General features: G+C 49.3%; 18 protein-coding genes and 1 pseudogene. 10 read left to right on the top strand and 9 right to left on the bottom strand.

Features of this window, described 5'->3' with window-relative positions:
* Nucleotides 1-113 precede the first annotated feature (113 nt).
* The 3 genes from B9D94_RS11760 to B9D94_RS11750 all read left to right on the top strand — a co-directional run bounded on the left by B9D94_RS11760 (nt 114) and on the right by B9D94_RS11750 (nt 3,953).
* Entirely contained in the window at nt 114-1,247 is a 1,134-nt protein-coding gene (locus B9D94_RS11760; protein ID WP_036637203.1) for a phosphodiester glycosidase family protein, read from the top strand.
* A 311-nt stretch (nt 1,248-1,558) separates the two neighbouring features.
* Complete coding sequence (locus B9D94_RS11755) at nt 1,559-3,532, top strand: restriction endonuclease fold toxin (protein ID WP_253806138.1); 1,974 nt, start codon at nt 1,559-1,561, stop codon at nt 3,530-3,532.
* Between the two features lie 19 nt (nt 3,533-3,551).
* Nucleotides 3,552-3,953, top strand: coding sequence for an immunity 7 family protein (locus B9D94_RS11750; protein ID WP_063479863.1), 402 nt, complete (start codon nt 3,552-3,554; stop codon nt 3,951-3,953).
* A 99-nt stretch (nt 3,954-4,052) separates the two neighbouring features.
* On the opposite strand, the gene B9D94_RS11745 is transcribed toward B9D94_RS11750, so the two are convergent.
* The 4 genes from B9D94_RS11745 to pxpB all read right to left on the bottom strand — a co-directional run bounded on the left by B9D94_RS11745 (nt 4,053) and on the right by pxpB (nt 7,252).
* Nucleotides 4,053-4,703 carry a pyroglutamyl-peptidase I gene (locus tag B9D94_RS11745; protein ID WP_148247075.1) on the bottom strand — a complete coding sequence of 217 codons (651 nt, stop codon included), beginning with the start codon at nt 4,701-4,703 and terminating at the stop codon, nt 4,053-4,055.
* A 71-nt stretch (nt 4,704-4,774) separates the two neighbouring features.
* Nucleotides 4,775-5,530, bottom strand: coding sequence for a LamB/YcsF family protein (locus B9D94_RS11740; protein ID WP_148247074.1), 756 nt, complete (start codon nt 5,528-5,530; stop codon nt 4,775-4,777).
* Nucleotides 5,466-6,536 (bottom strand): 5-oxoprolinase subunit C family protein, encoded by a 1,071-nt coding sequence (locus B9D94_RS11735; RefSeq protein ID WP_148247073.1) that lies wholly within the window; start codon nt 6,534-6,536, stop codon nt 5,466-5,468. Before B9D94_RS11735 ends, B9D94_RS11740 begins: the two co-directional genes overlap by 65 nt.
* Nucleotides 6,527-7,252, bottom strand: a complete 726-nt coding sequence (gene pxpB / locus B9D94_RS11730; RefSeq protein WP_006210935.1) for a 5-oxoprolinase subunit PxpB — start codon at nt 7,250-7,252, stop codon at nt 6,527-6,529. Before pxpB ends, B9D94_RS11735 begins: the two co-directional genes overlap by 10 nt.
* Nucleotides 7,253-7,485: 233 nt before the next feature.
* Here pxpB and B9D94_RS30955 point away from each other — a divergent pair, with 233 nt between their 5' ends.
* Entirely contained in the window at nt 7,486-7,662 is a 177-nt protein-coding gene (locus tag B9D94_RS30955; protein ID WP_006210936.1) for a hypothetical protein, read from the top strand.
* 74 nt (nt 7,663-7,736) lie between these two features.
* On the opposite strand, the gene B9D94_RS11725 is transcribed toward B9D94_RS30955, so the two are convergent.
* From B9D94_RS11725 to B9D94_RS11710, 4 genes are all read right to left on the bottom strand, one after another.
* Nucleotides 7,737-8,336 (bottom strand): HAD family hydrolase, encoded by a 600-nt coding sequence (locus B9D94_RS11725; protein WP_148247072.1) that lies wholly within the window; start codon nt 8,334-8,336, stop codon nt 7,737-7,739.
* Nucleotides 8,337-8,411: 75 nt separating this feature from the next.
* Nucleotides 8,412-9,143, bottom strand: a complete 732-nt coding sequence (locus B9D94_RS11720; protein WP_148247071.1) for a metallophosphoesterase family protein — start codon at nt 9,141-9,143, stop codon at nt 8,412-8,414.
* Nucleotides 9,144-9,174: 31 nt separating this feature from the next.
* Nucleotides 9,175-9,795 (bottom strand): bis(5'-nucleosyl)-tetraphosphatase (symmetrical) YqeK, encoded by a 621-nt coding sequence (yqeK, locus tag B9D94_RS11715; RefSeq protein ID WP_172963937.1) that lies wholly within the window; start codon nt 9,793-9,795, stop codon nt 9,175-9,177.
* 277 nt (nt 9,796-10,072) lie between these two features.
* Nucleotides 10,073-10,495, bottom strand: coding sequence for a CBS domain-containing protein (locus B9D94_RS11710; RefSeq protein WP_006210941.1), 423 nt, complete (start codon nt 10,493-10,495; stop codon nt 10,073-10,075).
* 202 nt (nt 10,496-10,697) lie between these two features.
* On the opposite strand from B9D94_RS11710, the gene B9D94_RS11705 reads away from it, so the two are divergent.
* The 3 genes from B9D94_RS11705 to B9D94_RS11695 all read left to right on the top strand — a co-directional run bounded on the left by B9D94_RS11705 (nt 10,698) and on the right by B9D94_RS11695 (nt 13,837).
* Nucleotides 10,698-11,954, top strand: coding sequence for an extracellular solute-binding protein (locus B9D94_RS11705; protein ID WP_148247070.1), 1,257 nt, complete (start codon nt 10,698-10,700; stop codon nt 11,952-11,954).
* 84 nt (nt 11,955-12,038) lie between these two features.
* Nucleotides 12,039-12,998: a carbohydrate ABC transporter permease gene (locus B9D94_RS11700; protein WP_148247069.1), complete on the top strand. Its 960-nt coding sequence runs from the start codon at nt 12,039-12,041 to the stop codon at nt 12,996-12,998.
* A gap of 17 nt (nt 12,999-13,015) precedes the next feature.
* Nucleotides 13,016-13,837, top strand: a complete 822-nt coding sequence (locus tag B9D94_RS11695; RefSeq protein ID WP_148247068.1) for a carbohydrate ABC transporter permease — start codon at nt 13,016-13,018, stop codon at nt 13,835-13,837.
* A gap of 78 nt (nt 13,838-13,915) precedes the next feature.
* Here B9D94_RS11695 and B9D94_RS11690 read toward each other — a convergent pair whose 3' ends face one another.
* Nucleotides 13,916-15,496: an MDR family MFS transporter gene (locus tag B9D94_RS11690; protein WP_148247067.1), complete on the bottom strand. Its 1,581-nt coding sequence runs from the start codon at nt 15,494-15,496 to the stop codon at nt 13,916-13,918.
* 198 nt (nt 15,497-15,694) lie between these two features.
* Between B9D94_RS11690 and B9D94_RS31465 the strand changes: the two are divergent.
* The 3 genes and pseudogenes from B9D94_RS31465 (at nt 15,695) to B9D94_RS11675 (ending at nt 18,623) form a co-directional block, all read left to right on the top strand.
* Nucleotides 15,695-16,112, top strand: a pseudogene (locus B9D94_RS31465) (MerR family transcriptional regulator).
* A 31-nt stretch (nt 16,113-16,143) separates the two neighbouring features.
* Nucleotides 16,144-17,373 (top strand): aminopeptidase, encoded by a 1,230-nt coding sequence (locus B9D94_RS11680; protein ID WP_148247066.1) that lies wholly within the window; start codon nt 16,144-16,146, stop codon nt 17,371-17,373.
* A gap of 299 nt (nt 17,374-17,672) precedes the next feature.
* Nucleotides 17,673-18,623: an arabinan endo-1,5-alpha-L-arabinosidase AbnA gene (locus B9D94_RS11675; RefSeq protein ID WP_148247065.1), complete on the top strand. Its 951-nt coding sequence runs from the start codon at nt 17,673-17,675 to the stop codon at nt 18,621-18,623.
* Nucleotides 18,624-18,625 lie beyond the last annotated feature (2 nt).

Below are 18,625 nucleotides of genomic sequence, written 5' to 3'. Positions count from 1 at the left end.
ATTGGACTTTTGTCCTAAATAAATAGTCCCTGTCGTCCGATATAGTATAGGCACAAATTTTGTGTCACCTGAACCAACTACAGACAAAGAGAAAAAGGAGTTTGAGGGGAAACATGAAGAGAATAATTGCAATCGTAGTGCTTGCTATGCTTACAGTAATGACGCCGCTGTATGCCGCATCCACTCCAAAAAACTTGGCCTATGTGGACAAGAACAGCCAGTCGTATGTTCCGGTCGGGGTACTCAAGACCTATGAAGACATACAGGTGACGTATACAGCTGCGGAAAAGAAACTCAACATCAGTCGTGGTGATAAAGCTCTGACACTATACCTGGGCAGCCGAAATGCCTATGTAAACGGCAAAAAAGTTCAAATGAAGGCAGCACCGTTCTCTGAGAACGGGTCCACCTATGTGCCGCTGCAATTTGTCAGCCAACATCTGGGCCTGGATCTATCGTGGAGCAACAACCGATCGACTCTTAAAATTACGGATGGAAACATGGTAAACACCCTGCCTGTTCTATCAGGAAATCTCATCTCCAGCCAGTCCAAGCCCGTTACCACGGCTAGAAAAAGCTTCAAGGTTGGTTCAAGATCCTTTAGCGCGCAGGTTGTTACGGTTTCGCTTCTCCATCCGAAGGTAGAACTGGACGTCGTTCTTGCAGGCAATAAGGCAGGTAAAGTCGAGGATCTGCGCAGTATAGCCAAACGAAGCCATGCCGTGGCGGCCATTAACGGGACGTTCTTCGATGCCTACACTTCAGGTGCCTACAAGGCGCCGTATGGCTATCTTGTCAGCAACGGCAATATTTTTCACAAGGCCTCGGGAGATAATCGGACCATCTTCACATATGACAGCAACAATCTGGCCTCGATGATTCCCGGGCTTGATTTCAAATCCGTATACGATACCGGACATATGGACGGCGCACTTCAAGCTGGCCCGCGTCTATTGACGGATGGCAAGGTGACCCTCGACGTGAAGAAGGAAGGATTCAAAGATCCGAAGATTCTTACGGGCGGCGGTGCGCGAAGTGCACTTGGTATCACGAAGGATCACAAGCTGATTTTGCTTACGACAGGCGGAGCAACCATTCCTCAACTCGCTGAAATCATGAAGCAGGCAGGTGCATACCAAGCGATGAATTTGGATGGTGGCGCCTCAAGCGGCTTGTACTACAACGGCTCTTACTTGACAACCCCGGGCCGTCAGATCAGTAATGCCATTGTCGTGAAATATAAATAATGGGTTGGGACTTCTCTCCTCTGGTTATTCGGATTACTTCTTCCGGGTACCCGGGGGAGTTTTCTTTTTATTCAGCAATACCTCCGCCCCGAGGTGCATATGCTGGTCAAAGAAATGTTTCACTATGAAGACCAGATGTGTAAATATATAGAAAACTGTTTATCGTGTGAGTACCGGAATTCAATGGTTGAAGGATTATACTGCGGGGGGTGAATTCCATTACAGCTTCTATAGCGACTATCCGGACGAGAATTAGGGATATGGTCGAGGGTGTTATGGGTGCGTGGCGGGAATGGATAAGAAAATACCCTATGATAACAAAGGTATATCACTTATTTACCTGGCTTTCCCTGCTAGTGCTCGTTATAAGCCTGATTCTGATCGAAGAGTCTCGTACCATGCTTGTCCAATATTTGTGGTCATTCTATGTGCTGGTGCAGTTTTGGCTGTTATGCCGGAGTAAAACGTTGGCCTGGAAACAGGTCAGCTTGTTTGTTCTTTCAGGTGTTCTTCTGGTCATTCCTTTGACCAATTGGACCATGCAGGGTCTTCATTTGATTTTTGGAGGACGGACAACCGACACATGGTCCTTCGCCATAATGACACCTGTCATTGAAGAAGTTTACAAGCTGCTGCCGCTGGCATTGTTCCTGTGCTTCTCAAGAAGAGCCACCTCCCTTAGCCTGAGTGATTACGTACTTTTGGGCGCTGCCCCGGGTATTGGGTTTCAATTCATGGAGGAGTTATCAAGACGCCTGGTCCAGAACAATTATGGCGTCACTTGGCTCGGTGGAAAAACACTTCATTGGGAGTTCTTCGATCTATTCCCCGGATACTTCGAAGAAAGCTTTCTTCCTACCATGATGAATGTTACACATCCTGTACAAAGCGCCATGACTGCGCTTGGCATCGGAATCGCTATCCGGTACTCCAAACAACTGACGCGCTGGGTCTATGTTTTTCCTGTGCTGCTGCTGCTCTGGACAATCCTGAATCATGCAGCCTGGAACGGTCAAAATCGGCTGCCTGACTGGCTTCTTGCCATTCATGATTGGACCGGGGAGGGTTACCGAACCGAGGGCTTCTTCCTGCTCCTGCTGGCAGCGGGATTGTTCATCGACTATTTGGATTTGCACCGAATTCGCGAGCGGCTGCCTGTCCTGAAGGGTGAAACCCTCATCAATCCTTTTACGGAGCTTTGGCAGATGACGACGGCTCTTTTTACAGACCGGAAACGTCTTGGCTATCTGATCGGATTCTATCGTGATCGACGGGAACTCGGATTCTCGCTGCTGTATGGTAACGATGAAGCAGCTGGCCAAAGGGATCAGGTTCAGGAAAATGTACAGAGATACGCTGCCGTACTGGGAGCAATCGGACTCATTATTGTTGCTGCGGGGATCTTCTCCAATATGGGCATTCCAGCTCTCGCAAGTGAGTCCTCGTGTTTTGCATGCCTGTTTGACTCGCTTCAGAATTGGTGGGATGGGCTCAGCGGCTGGGAGCAAGCGGCTATTATACTGGGCGCCTTCGCCCTTTCCATGCTGTTTGTCAGCTTCTGGCCGGCCCTTGGCATCGCCATGACCGGTGCAGGCATTGCAGGTGGAGGACATGAAATTGCCGGATACATCCGCGATCCGAAGAAGCTGTTATCCCCTCAGAATGCTGCAGCTGCCGTATTAGCCGTTGTTCTCAGCCGAATACCGTTCGGTAAAGGTTTGTCTTGGCTGTCCAGGAAGCTGGGTCCCCGTGCGAGAAAGTGGCTGGATAATCTCGCCGAGAAAGTCGGGTCGAAGCCGCGCCAAGAACCGGATGCCCCATCTGGAGGAAGTCGTGATCACCCTCCTGACCACGAGCGCCCGCCCGAGAAGAAACCGGAACCAAACAAACCCGATGATGAAAAACCGGACGAAGCCGGCAACACTCCACAAGATGTGCCGCGATATTCCGGTGGGCTGCAGAAGGTTAACAAGCCGGATGCAGCCGCAGATGCGCTTGCCGAGCGACTTGGCGGCGAATCCAGAATGAAATTTGATAGCGATCCGATCGGCCGCGAATTCGATGCCATCAGCGATGAATACATTGCCCAGACAAAGCCTGCGCTGCAGCAGGTCAACAAAAAGGTGCGTGACCAAATGAAGGCCACCTTTGAAGCTGCCGAGCAGACTGGCAGAAAAGTATATTATCATTTTGAAGGAGAGCCTGCCCAATCGGTTATTGACAAATTACATGAATACAGCCAAAGATATGGAATAGAGGTCCACATTGATACCGATCCATTATAACGACAAGGAGTGATCATTCATGTATGAATTTCACGGCTGGGCTACCATCCAGGAGAATCCTGCCGAAATAGATGCTGGGCAGCTGGATGCAATCATTCAGAAAATACAGCTTAAGATTACCGAGTTTGCTTGGGGCAGCGGCCTGCTGTCCTTAAATGCAGCAAACGGTTCATATTACCTTCATGTCGGAGGTTTTACCAACCGCAAGGGCGTCGAAGCAGACGAGGTTGTATCGCTGTACCAATTAATCGGTGAGATCGCTCCCGGATCGTACGGTCTTCTGTATACCCGGGATGATGAGAATACAGAGGGCTTTGATAACGAGTTTCGGGTGTCGGTGCTGGCACGCGGCCGCTTACAGGAGCAGCATGATCCCTTCCTCTCCCCATGCATCCCTGTTATCGAGGATGAGCTCGATTAAACTGGACAAAAAATCCCGCAAACCCCCGACCATGAGAACATTGCATGGGTTGGATTTGCGGGATTTTTCAGCTTAGTCGCTGTTTGTCAGTTTAGCTGATTAGCTGGTTCGTGAAAACTGATTACCGTATGCATCAATCGTCGATTGTACAATAACCCTCAGGGCATCCAGCATGGTTTCATGTGACAACGTCGGCAAACCCGGCTTCTCCACCGCCATCTCCGTTGAAGCCGGAAAATGCACAAACCCGCCAATCGCAGTTAGCTGCTGAATCCGTATCTCGTTCAGAATGGCGTACATTGTGTTATTGCATATATACGTTCCCGCGGTATTGGACACCGAGGCAGGGATCCCCGCTTCCTTCAGCCGGTTGACCATCAATCGAATCGGAAGCGACGAGAACAATCCGTCTGGTCCGTCAGGATCGATGAGCTCGTCCTGCGGCCTCGCTCCCCGATTATCCGAAATCGTGGATTCGGGCGGGATGTCTTTAATGTTAACGGCAATTCGTTCAGGCGTAATGGCGGTCCGGCCGCCGGCTACACCGCAGGCGATTACGGCATCGGGTCCGTACGCCCTCATCTCTTGCAGCAGAATTTCTGCACATTCATCGTAATGTACCGGAAGAAGAATCGTTCTGATCTCAGCGCCCTGGAAGGAATCATGCCTGATTTCCTCAACCAGTCTTTCTGTCGGATTGATGGAGCTGCCGCCAAATGGTTCAAAGCCAGAAATTAATATTTTTATCATATCTCATGTCTCCTGTGCTTGATTTATGTACGCTTGCTTGATCATTTTCCCAACAAGTTGATTGGAGTATATCATATGGATTGCACGCTTATGCCCTCGGCTTCAAGCCGTGATCGCAAAGTCCTCGCGAACAGGGATGCATGTGCGCCGTCTCCGTGAATGCAGATCGTATCTGCGGAGATCGGGATAACCTTGCCCGTCTGGCTTATAACCTCTTTGTGTTTTATCATCCGAATCACATGTGAGACTGAAGCTTCCGCATCGGTAATTATGGCTTCCGGCCAATTTCTCGGCGTGAGCGTGCCATCATCCTGATAGGTCCGATCTGCAAATACTTCACTTGCCGTGCGAAGTCCGGCAGCAGCCCCTGCCGCGACCAGCTCGCTGCCTGCCAATCCGTACAGGATAAGAGACGAATCAATCCGGTGGATAGCGGATGCAATAGCATCAGCAAGGGGTCTTGAGGCCGCTGCCATATTATAGAGAGCGCCGTGAGGCTTTACATGCTTCAGTTGACCGCCCTCCTGTATCGTAAAAGCCATCAGCGCTCCAACCTGGTAGGTCACCATATCATAGGCTTCGGCAGGAGAAATCTCCATTCTCCTTCTTCCGAAGCCGACCAGATCAGGCAAGCCTGGATGCGCTCCGATCGCGATACCGCCCGCGATGGCCTGACGCACCGTTGCCCGCATCACGGATGGATCGCCTGCATGAAATCCGCAGGCGATATTAACCGAAGTAATGCTGCCAAGCAGCTCGGAATCATTGCCAATTCGGTAAGCGCCGAAGCTCTCTCCCATGTCGCAGTTCAGATCCACTCGAACCAATGTTAGCACGCTCCTTTAATTTAAGCTTAATCATAGCTTCCGTCATCCGAAGCTCACGAATGTAATCCGTATAGAGCCGTTCTGCTTCTGCTAAGGTAATTTCCTTAAAGCGGATCATGCCGCCAGGCGGCAGCTGGGCAATTAACGGAACATCCACAGAAACAACCTGGGCGATCTTCGGATAGCCTCCAAGCGTTTGGCGATCCGCCATCAGGACAATCGGCTGACCATCCGCAGGCACCTGTACCGTGCCTATGGATACCGGTTCGGATACATACTCCTTCTCTTGACTTAACCGCAGCAGCGGACCGGACAACCGGTAGCCCATGCGGTCCGATTGCGGAGTTATGCGGAAGGAATCCCGGAACAAAGCCAGCTTGCTGCTGCTGTCAAAATCATCATACTGGCGACCTCTCAGCACACGCACTACAGCCTCTTGATCGTTGATTGAATACAAGTCCGCAGAGACGGACCATTTTACAGTGAAAAAGGTGCCTGCCTCATCATAAGGAAACCCTGATGAGACCCGAGGTAGACGCGAGGGATGGGCATTCAGCACATCCCCCTTCTGCAGCGGTCTTCCCTCATAGCCGCCAATTTCGGCTCGCAAATATGTACTGTAGCTGTCCATTACCATGGGAACCTCGAACCCGCCAGAAACGGCCAAATAGGCGCGGCAGCCGGATAATCGCTGTTGAAAGCTCAGGACACTGCCCGCTTTGATGTATACGGGACGCCACATAGGCACCCTCGTATCCTGGATCGCTGGCGACATATCTCCGCCAGTAATTGCAACCCACATATCGCTTTGGAATTCTACCGCAAATCCAGACCATGTAATCTCAAGAACTGCGGCTCCATCCTCATTACCAACGAGTACATTGGCGACCCGATAGGCGAAGCCATCCATGACTCCTCCCGCGCTGATGCCGTATCTTCCATAACCGTATCTTCCGGCATCCTGAAGCGTAACGAGCAATCCCGACTTAATTACCGTCAAACCCATAAGCTCACTTCCCTTATCCGTTCATATTCCTCTGTTTCAATGGGCCTAAACCGGATATATTGTCCAGCCTTCAACAAGCTTGGCGGCTGTGCTCCCGGACGAAACAACGCAAGCGGTGTCCTGCCGATCAGCTGCCATCCACCGGGCGTCTCGATCGGGTATATCCCGGTTTGATTGCCTGCAATGCCCACAGATCCAGGCGGAATTCGCAGCCGGGGTGTCTTTTTGCGCGGCGTTGCGATAGTGTCCGGAATTCCTCCGACATAGGGGAAGCCTGGCGCAAATCCGATTGCATAGATCAGATAATCCTGGCCGGAATGAATCCGGATAACCTCCTCGGGTGTGAGCCGATTCTTATCAGCCACAAGCTCCAGATCCGGACCGTGTTTACCCCCATAGCAAACCGGAATTTCAACAACGTCAGGCACCGCACTTGCCTTCTCTGCTTCGTCAGCCACCATCCTTTGCTCCAGCATCGAGCAGATATACGCATATACGGTATCAAACTCGTCAGGTTTGTTAATTCTATGGAATTCATAGTAAATCGCAACACTGGTAAACGATGGAATGCACTCGACGAATCCCGGGAACGGATTCTCTTCGATACATCTCGCCGCAGCTGTGACCTCCCGATGTATGTTCTCGCTCACCCAGCTTTCGAATTGGATAAGGACTGCCGAATCTCCCAAAGGGAAGAACGAATAGGACCTGCTCATCATGACATTCTCCGTTCCGAATATACTGCCTGATACAGATAAATGAATCGAATGATTACTCCTATGATAGCAGAGAAACGAGCATCCTTTGAACATGAAATAAATAAAATCGCAGCTGGTTATAAAAAAGCACGTAACGCAGCTAAACGCCAGGAAAATATGCTGTTTTCTGTATAAAATTAGGACATTGTTGGCAGAATACAGAAGTCATTCTCGATAAAGGAGGTGCCAAGATGAGCGAAACCAACCATAACGGTAACCAACCAACAAAAGCCGAAGTGCAAACCACGAAATTGAACAAAATGCCGGTTCCAGGTGAATTCGACACCGAGTTTTCTGCTGAAGAAGCTGCAGAAGTGTTTGAACAGCAGCAGCCACACGCTGAGAACAACTCCGAGAACCAACAATAATACATGTCGAAGACCTCACGGGCGATCCAATGGTCGTTGTGAGGTCTTTTTTTATATTCGCCCATCGTTAACGATCAAATGATGTATGTATCCATTTCCTGAAGCTTTTTTTGGACAAGCTTGATCCATTGACCTTCCGGATCTGCCAGAACCGTGCTCCAGGACAACTCCTCAGCAGGCCTCAAATTTTTTGCCTGGTCATCAACATAGATAGTGGATTTGCCTTCATTCAGTTTGGATGCAACAATATGATAGATCGGAAGATCCGGCTTGCAGCATCCCTCATCGCTAGAAATCGTAACGCTGGCAAGATAAGGCCTAATGGGATCAAGTAGCATCTGGAGCCATTCTGACCTGTGATTGCTGAGAAGATGAATATCAGTTTGCGCAGACCACTCAGGGACTAGATCAAATGCCGGCATTGTGTGCAGATTATTAAATAATATCGTCTTCAATTCCTTCGGTTCCACAGGACAATACCCAGCTAGCCAATTCCAGAAAGCTTCTTCACTCATTTGACCTGTCCATAACGGTTTACGTATCTCGGTTGCAAACAACAACTTCAATTCGCCAAACGTAATTCCATTCGCACGGGTCGTATCATGCCAGAATGCGGGTGAGAAATTGGTGATTAATACCCCAGCAACATCCAGTACCAGCTGCGTCTTCTTCATTTTCCATCCCCTTGGAATCTATTCGTATGGATTTCTATCGTAGACTTCTTCAAACAGCAATCAATTCACTCTTATTCATAACCGCTTGACTTGATATCGACCTGTTCGAATCTCAAGAATATAATCTTCAGGAGAGGGCATTCCCGATTGAATGGCATCCTGCACGGCCTGCTCAATATTGTAGGGAACACGGATAAATTGAATGTTCAAGGGTGCCGGGATACCACTCTCATAGCTTCCATCCAGAATAACATACGAGGCTTCCGGCATTTCAAGGGGATTGCCTACGCTGCCGGTATTAAACAGCGTTCTGCCTTCCAGATGCTGGTGGAACGCATTGTGGATATCCCCGTAACCGGCGACATCTGCTATTCTAGCGCTCCCACATAACGCGGAGCTGTGAAACAGGGTGGCCCGCTTCTCCTGTTCGTGCCACGGCTGTATCCGCTCATACACACTGCGGGGAGACGCATGAAATAATCGGATCCATTTGCCGCTCATCATGAACTCGATAGTATAAGGCAGACTGGAAAGATACTGCAGCCTCTCTGTTCCAAGTTTATGCTGCTGCCATTGCAGGGCCGGATCATCGGTTTCCTTGCCAATAAAATCATCCCAGTTGCCCTTGATCACCTGCTGGCAATGGGTTCTTACCATATCAACTGCGGTATCTCCGTCCGGGCCTTTACCAATCAAGTCACCCAAGCAATAGATGGCATCTACTCTACGCTGCTGTATATCCACCAGAACGGCCTCCAGTGCAGGAATGTTGCCATGAATGTCGGAGATCAATGCAATCTGCGTCATGAACCCGCCTCCAAACTTCATTTATTTCCGATTACTTTAAACGAATAGCATCCCTTAAATCATAATATGCGTCTTGCAGCCACGGATGGACTACCGCAAGCGATTCACGCTGATTCCATAAGTGCTGAATATATTGAAATGCTGCATGATCAAGCGAAATATGTAATTGCTCGGTTATATCCCTTAAGTACGGAGGACTCCCCGTCTGATCCCATTCAATCTTATCAGCGACAAACACCACTTTGTCTAGCAGTGAAGCCTCAGCTTTCAAGGTAGTATGACAGCCGACTGCACTCCATATTTCAGGATCGGTCATTCCAAACAGATCCCTGGCCATGTAAGACGAAATTTTCTGATGAATGATCATGGGAAATTGCTGTTCTTCAGGCAACACATCCAGCCCGATCTCGCGGGATACCTGAATGCGGACATGGTTCGGGAAAATGGCGCTGATATCATGCAGATACCCGGCATATTCAGCAGCGACCGGATCTGCGTCATAAAGAACGGCAATTCTGCGGGCTTCATCCCCCACCTTCAGCACATGCTCCGCCGTTCTTGGACAATGATGCTCCTGCAGAAAGCGATACACATCATCTCTCAGGTTTCCGGTCAATTCGTGCACCCGAAGCTCATCGTAGCTGTTGATCATCAAAAACGCTCCTTTTCCATATCCTATCATTTTATAATGAGAATGGTTTGAAGCCATTATACAAGAAAGTCAAAGAAAGGGGGAATATCCATTCCATGCATCGTCTTCCAATCTTCTCGGGGTTACCGCTGCAGGTGTAAATTGTTATTCTAAGAATTACAAATCCGCACATTGGAAAGGAGGCCATTATACATTAGAGGGCAGCTCGCTGTATTCGCCACAAAAAAAAGCAGCCCGTGGGCTGCTATATTCCGAGATGACGTTGATTTAACAAGGCTTAATGCGTCTGCTCTGAAATTTGGCTGAGTGCATCGCCTGCTTCATTTACAAAGATATTCACTTTTGCCAAATCGCCAATAGCAACCATACCCACCAATTCCCCTTGGTCCACGATGGGAATCCGGCGGATCTGATGTTCTGCCATCGTTCGGGACAGCTCGTGCACATCCGTATCCGGAGAGGCACTCACAACATTCGTTGTCATACAGTGCTGACACGTCACGGTGTTGATATCCTTGGAATCAGCCACCGATTTAATGACGATATCCCGGTCCGTAATCATCCCCACAACATTCTTTCCTTCACAGACGGGCACAGAACCACAGTTGATGTCTCGCATAATTTGGGCTGCTGTGGATACAGAATCCTGAGGCGTGCATACTTTTACATTCGAGCTCATAATATCTCTTGCCGTTGTCATCTTGTCCTTCACTTCCTACTCCATATTTTTGGTCAATCTTTGATATTGTCTCCATGCGCTATGCAATTATTCCTTTATATGGAATGTTTCAATTTTTAGTCTATTGTTTATTATCTTAATCATATATTTTTACTCACGCGAGCTTGGTAACTGAATAAGATTTAAGCATGACTGATTTCACCACGTTAGGAGGCTGACGATAGTGAACACACGCAGGATGGTTAGCTTAGGGTTACTTATTCTTATCTTGTTAATCAGCGGTTGCGCGGGAACAACTTCAAGCGAAAAAACGAAAACGCTTACACTCTGGTATTGGAACCGAAGCCTGGACGACGAGCTGATCAAATCCGTCGAGCAAAAGTTTCCGGGTATCCGTATCAATGCCCAAAAAATCGGAGGCGATTTCAAATCCAAGCTCAAAACAACGCTGGCTGCCGGTTCCGGAGGACCGGACATCGTTGCTTTTAACGACTGGGTGGCAGAGCTGTTTACCAGCTCGGATCGCTTCTATGATCTGTATGAGCTTGGTGCCAAGGAAATCGAGCCCGATTTCCTCGATTGGAAATGGAAGCTTGGCGTTACCCCGGAAGGTTCCATGATAGCGCTTCCGATCGATACGGGGCCAACTGCCCTCTATTATCGGGCGGATTTGTTCGAGGAAGCCGGTCTGCCGTCCGAACCTGATGATGTGTATGCACAGCTAAACACCTGGGATCAATATTTCGAGGCAGGGCTGAAACTGCAAGAGCATTTTGACAATAAAGTAAAAATGCTCGACAACATCACCAACATCTACACTCAGATTAATGCCCAGTCTGACCATATATATTTTGCCGAGGATGGGTCATTTATCGGTGAGTCACCTGAGTCCTCGATGAAGACGGCTTGGGATACAGCAGTTACAGCATCACAGATGAAACTGAGTGCCAATACCACCACCTCCTCCTCTGAATGGAATGCCGCCATGAACAATGGACGAATCGCTTCCTTTGTCGGTGCGGTATGGATGAAGGAGATTCTAATGCAGGCAGCACCGGATACAAGCGGCAAATGGAAGGTAGCACGCGCACCGGGTGGAGACGGCAACAATGGCGGTTCCTTCCTGGCCATCATGAAGACCAGTAAATATCCGCAAGAGGCGTTTGATGTCATGAAGTATATTCAGAATCCGGAGAATCAGGTTCAATCCTTCAAGAAAATCAATCTCTTTCCTTCCGCCACGGAAGCACTGGACGACCCTGTGATGAAGGAAACCGAAGAATTTTTTGGAAATCAGGCCACAGGTGAAGTATTCTCGGAATCTGCGCGCAACGTCAAACCTGCTTACTTCGGCGGGAAATATGCAAATTTAAACGGCATTGTCAATCGAGAGCTTTCTTCCGTTGCACTTGAGGGCAAAAATCCCGATAAAGCATGGAAGGATGCGCTGGCAAGGGTCAAAAAAGAATTGCTGCGCTGAATCTTCGTGCCGGTGTTCAACCCATTGCAACCCTCGATTGCTATGAGTACTTAAATACCAACCGCTACAGGAGGTTACAGTACGATGGATAATCCAATGCTGAATCATACACCCGTGGAACACAAACCTGTTCCGAAGAAATCAAAGTCACAGGACCGGTTATCTGCTCAAATATGGAAACATCGCAAGGAATATCTGGCGATCTCCCCTTTTTACATCTTGTTTGCCATTTTCGGATTGTTCCCGATCGCCTTCTCCATGTTTCTGTCCTTTCAAAAGTGGGATGGCATCGGTGAGATGACCTTTAACGGCCTCAATAACTATCAATTCATGTTAACCGATCCTGAATTCTGGAGAGCTGTGGGCAACACGCTGCTCATCTGGATCTACTCCACGATACCGATGCTATTTATTGCGTTAGTTGTTGCTTTCCTTCTCAATGCATCGTATGTGCGGTTCCGCACATTTTTCCGGATCGGGTATTTCCTGCCGAACGTCACGTCTCTCGTCGCTGTTGCCATTGTATTCGGCACGGTATTCTCCAACAACTACGGTCTGCTCAACTATATACTGTCTCTGTTCGGCCTGAACTCCGTGGAGTGGCTGAACAAAACATGGGGCATCCAGCTTGCCATTTCGGTGATGGTCATCTGGAGATGGGCGGGGTATAACGCCATTATCTATCTCGCCGGATTGCAGAGCATTCCCACGGTTCTGTACGAGGCAGCCAAGATCGACGGAGCTTCAGGCATACAATCCTTTTTCAAAATCACCATTCCGAATTTAAGACCGATCATTCTCTTTACGGTTATTACATCAACGATCGGCGGCATGCAGATTTTTACCGAACCACAAGTGCTTGTCGGGAATGACGGCGGCGTAAGCGGCGGCGGTTTGACAATCGTTCTGTATTTATACCGTGAAGCCTTCGTCAATAACTATTTCGGATATGGCGCTGCTGTCGGCTGGGGTATGTTTGTGCTCATTGCCCTCTTTTCCATCGTGAACTGGAAAATGGTGCAGGGCAATCCTTCCAATGACTGATAATGGGGGTGAATCGTATGTTCAAATGGAAATCCATTCTGCTGCATCTCGGATTAATCGCCGGACTGCTCTTCTCGATCTTTCCCTTCTACTGGCTGCTTGTTATGGCGACTCGCACCACTTCGGATATTTACAGCTTTCCTCCTAAATTATGGTTCGGTCCCCACTTGTTGGATAACGTGTCCAGGGTACTCAGCAGCATCGACTTTTTCGGGGCCTTCTGGAACACCCTGTTCGTAGCTGCTGCGTGCACACTTCTGGTGTTGTTCTTTGATTCCCTGGCTGGTTTTACGTTTGCTAAATTCCAATTTCCAGGCAAAAAATGGCTGTTCGTCCTGCTGCTCGCCACCATGATGGCCCCGGCCCAGCTATCCCTGGTGCCATCGTTTGTTATCATGGCCGAGTTTGGATGGGTGGGCTCTTACAAAGCTTTGATTATTCCGGGAATGGTAAACGCTTTCGGGATCTTCTGGATCAGACAGTATGCGCAGGAGTCGGTTCCATCGGAGCTGCTGGATGCCGGTAAAATCGATGGCTGCGGATTCTTCCGCCTGTACTGGAATATATCGCTGCCTATTCTGCGGCCTGCTCTTTCATTCCTGGCCGCCTTCACGTTTATCGGCGTGTGGAATGATTATCTCTGGCCACTCATCATTCTGAACGATGAGAGTAAATTCACTTTACAGGTTGCACTCTCCTCATTGAACGGAATCTACACCACCGACTACTCGATGGTTATTGCCGGCACCCTTCTCGCCGTCATTCCGCTGATCGTCATGTTCCTGTTTATCAGCAAGCAATTCATTTCAGATATTGCGGCAGGCGCCATTAAGAGCTAATAGCAACAGAGCTGCCTGATCGGCTGAACACCGGCAGGCAGCTCTTATCATATGATGGACTACGGCGAAGCCATCTTGTTATGGAACCAAGACCAGCTTCTCCCGATCCTGGGATTCTTCGGCTTCCTCTGCCGAATCAACGACAGCCTCCTTCACCTCCGCGGATTCATCCAGCTTCTTGCGTCCCATAAACGTTGCGGCAAGAAGCGCTAACGCGGCAGGAGCAATAGCCCAGGCGAACGTTGCAGCTATGGAGGATGCCAGTGAGTCCGATATCGGTTTTAACAGCTCCGCCGGAATCAGCGCACGAGTCTCCGGTGCCAACAGCGCGTGGGGATCCTGCAGATTAAATCCCTCAGGAAGGTGACCGTTGTTCGCTCCGCCCGATGTTAAGGAACCCGCAAAAGAGCGGCTCTGTATCAACCCAAACACCGTTATCCCAATCGTCATACCGAGCGACCGCGTGAAATTGAAGGTCGAGGTGGCCATGCCGCGCTGTTTATAAGACAAGCCATGCATCACAGCGGTTCCCAGCACAGAGAACGAGCCCCCGATGCCAAGCCCAATTAGCACCATGTATAAGGTGACGATCAGCCGGCTTGATTCCGCCGTCAGCGTCGAGGCGAGCACCATGCCCCCCGTGAACAGGACCAGTGTTGGAATCATGATGTTTCGATAAGATATTCTGCTCATCAGAAAACCGCTCACCGTAGCTGTTATGACGGAGCCCAGCATCATCGGCAGCAGAACGAGACCCGAGTTGGTTGCGCTTCCCCCAAGTACGCCTTGGATAAAGATCGGTATATATACGGAAGCCACGATAAACGATCCGCCACTGAATAAACCGCATAACACACTGGACGTATAGAGTTTATTCTTAAACAGGCTGAATGATATGATTGGCTCCTTTGCCCTTCTCTCGGCTAGAACAAAAACAACCAGCATAACGGCAGCAGCAGCGAGCAAGGAAATCAAAATCCAGGAATCCCATGCCAATTGCTTGCCGCCAAGCTCCAGTGCAAACATGAAGCAAATAACGCCTGTCAGGAGAGTGGTTGCTCCCATCCAATCAATTGGTTGTTTGGAACGCTCATGCGACTCCTTGTAGAACAGCGTGACCATCATGAAAGCCACGATTCCAATGGGCAAATTGATATAGAACACCCACTGCCAGGTGATGTGATCCGTAACGTATGCCCCTGCCAGCGGGCCAAATATACTCGATAACCCGAACACAGCTCCGAACAAACCTGTAAGCTTGCCGCGCTTCTCAAGCGGAACCGTATCAAACATAATGGCGAATGCAATCGGAATGAGTGCCCCACCGCCGATTCCTTGCACCGCACGATACAGCGCCAGTTCCGTAATGGAGCTTGCCGTTCCGCACAGCACGGAGCCCAGCATAAATACAATCATCCCGAATACAAAAAACTTTTTGCGCCCATACATATCGGACAGCTTTCCGAAGATCGGCATTCCTGCCAGTTCAGCGACCATATAAGCGGAGGTCACCCATACGAAATGATCGAGTCCGCCGAGCTCTCCCACGATATTTCCCATGGCCGTCGCTACAATCGTATTGTCCATGGAAGCCATCATGATGGCGAGCAGCAGCCCGGCAAGCACGATGGGCAGTTTGTTAACTTGATTCGTTTTCACGTTTCTCAAACACTCCTTCTCAGTACGTTTCCTTATTTACTAAAGTCAGTGTAATCCAGAATGTATGACAGCTGATTGTCACACTTTTGCACGGGAATTCTATTTATATAAATAGTTCAGAGAACCCCCATCCTTAAAGCACAGGCAGCTCGTAGCGATAATCTGGTTATCTAATTTAAGTAGGGAGATACACATGGAATAAAGATCAGCGAATTATCACAACACAGTCATGTCCGTGCGCTCCATCCGGCACTATGAGCAAAAAAGACTGCTGGAAGCCGACAGACTGGACAATGATACCGCGATTTTAACGCGCATCCGCGATCGAACGGGTCAAGATGATTCCATTGTACTTGAAGCTCGGTCTGACCACAGATCAAATACGGGTATTACTCCGCGGTGAGGTGGCTTCGCCCGATGCTTACGAATACTGCGAGGAAATGCTCTCCTTCTACGAGGCAAAGTTAAACAATGTGGACAGTCAGATTGCTCACTGCATGAATTGAAACATCTGCTTCGGAGACAAATCTCCCTTACTCTGGACAAGAAAAAGAGGCAATTGCCGATATCGCCATCATCCATTTGTTTAGTGTCTACTGTTAACGTGATAGAATAAAGTGTACATCTGAAATGGAGGACATCTACATATGGACAATTTCGAGAAAAATCTGGAGAAATACGCGGAGCTGGTCGTTAAAGTGGGCGTAAACGTTCAGCCAGGTCAAGTTCTAATCGTCAATACGCCCATTGAAACCGTAGATTTGACCCGCCACATCGTAGCCAAGGCATATGATGCGGGCGCCAAATATGTGCAAGTCGATTGGGAAGACGAGAAAATCACCCGAATTCGTTATGAGAAGGCACCTGACGATTCCTTCGGGTATTATCCACAGTGGCAGGCAGATGCCATGCAGCAGCTTGCCGAAGGCGGAGGTGCCATTCTGCGCATTAAGGTACCGGATCCTGAGCTGTTCCGTGGAATTGACTCAGCCAAAGTATCTACGGCTGTAAAAGCTGCCGCTGTAGCCAGCGAGAAATACCAGGATTATGTGCGCAACAACAAAATCAGCTGGTCGCTCATTAAGGCGCCTACGCGTGCATGGGCTAATAAAGTGTTTGCAGACCTCCCTGAAGAAGAGCGGGTTCCAGCCATGTGGGAGGCCGTATTCCAGATGACCCGTGTCGGAAACGACGATCCGGTAGCAGCCTGGCGCGATCATATAGCTCAACTGAAGCTGCGACAAAATCACATGAACGCAAAGCGCTACAAGAGCTTTCACTACCGCGCACCGGGAACCGATTTGCGTGTTGATATGCCGGAGGGATATCTATGGCTCGGCGGCGGCGATGAGAACGAAGCCGGCGTATATTTTGTTGCCAATATGCCAACAGAAGAGATCTATACGATGCCGCACCGTACAGGCGTGAACGGTACCGTAACCAGTACGCTTCCACTCAATCTGAATGGCCGATTGGTTGAAGGCATCAAGCTTACCTTCAAGGACGGCAAGGTAGTCGAGTATGAAGCCGAATCCGGACGGGAGCATCTCACAACACTGCTCGACACGGACGAGGGTGCATCCTATCTCGGGGAAATGGCGCTCGTTCCGCATGACTCGCCGATCTCTCAACTGAATCGGGTGTTCTATAACACCGGGATTGATGAGAATGCCTCCTGTCACTTTGCACTTGGCAGCGCCTATCCGGTCAATATAGAGGGCGGTACCAAGCTGAGCAAGGAGGAACTGCTGGCTCGTGGAGCCAATGTCAGCTTGACGCATGTCGATTTCATGATCGGGTCTGCTGAGCTCGACATTGATGGCGAGCTGGCGGACGGCACGGTTGAGCCAGTATTCCGCGGCGGACGCTGGGTCTGATTACGATTGGAATACAAACACGAAACAAAGCCCTGCGAGGTTCGCGGGGCTTTGTTTGTATATAGAAGACTAGACCTGAATCTTCTGTATTCCACAGCCAATTTTTAGTTGAACAGACAGGTCCCTCTAGATATAGAATTTGTACTTTACTTATACTGGAAGCGCTTTTATAATTTAAAATAACATAAATCGATTTATACTAACATGAAATAAATTCAAACAAATCGGAGGTGATTTATTCTAGAAGTGTTTCACGGATTCGTTCTCTCTAATTCAGATTGAAAGGAAGGATATAACGAATGAACAAGAAGAGAAAATGGCTTACTTCGCTTGTGCTTGCCACTGGGTTGTGCGTCACGGGCGCACAGTCGGCATTCGGCGCTTTCTGGAACCTTAGCGGTGATATTGTCGTTCACGATCCAACGATCATCAAGGAAGGGAATACATGGTACACCTTCTCAACAGGACAGGGCATTCAGCTGCTGAAATCCAGCAACGGCACGAACTGGACCAGGGCCAATCAGGTATTTTCCTCTCCGCTTTCCTGGTGGAAGACCTATGTACCGAATCAGAGCACGAATGATCTCTGGGCACCCGATATTGAATATTTCAACGGTCGTTACTGGCTCTATTATTCGATCTCGTCCTTCGGGTCCAACACATCCGCCATCGGCTTGACTTCGACAACCAGCATCACCTCAGGCAATTGGCGCGACGACGGTCTGGTTACACGGACGACATCATCTAACAACTATAATGCAATCGATCCCACCCTGACGATTGACAAGGACGGTAACCCTTGGCTCGCCTACGGTTCGTTCTGGAGCGGACTGAAGCTGACACGCGTGGATGCAAGCACGATGAAACCGACAGGCACGCTTTATTCCATTGCCTCACGTCCTAACAACGGCGGTGCCGTAGAAGCGCCAACGATCATCTACCGAAACGGTTACTATTATCTGTTTGCCTCCTTTGATTCCTGCTGTCAGGGCGTGAACAGCACTTATAAAATCGCTTATGGCCGTTCTGCCAATATCACGGGCCCTTACGTAGACAAGAACGGAACCAGCATGATGAACGGCGGCGGCACGATCATGGACAGCGGCAATGCCGTCTGGAAGGGGCCCGGACACCAAGATGTGTATAACAACATCATCATTAGACATGCTTATGACGCAACGGACAACGGTACGCCGAAGCTGCTCATCAATGACCTGAACTGGGACGCCCAGGGCTGGCCTACTTATTGAAG

This window comes from Paenibacillus sp. Cedars (assembly GCF_003184205.1).
Classification (GTDB): Bacteria; Bacillota; Bacilli; order Paenibacillales; family Paenibacillaceae; genus Paenibacillus_AQ; species Paenibacillus_AQ glucanolyticus.
Note: the sequence above shows the minus strand (reverse complement) of the source record. Positions and strands in the feature narration are given on the sequence as shown.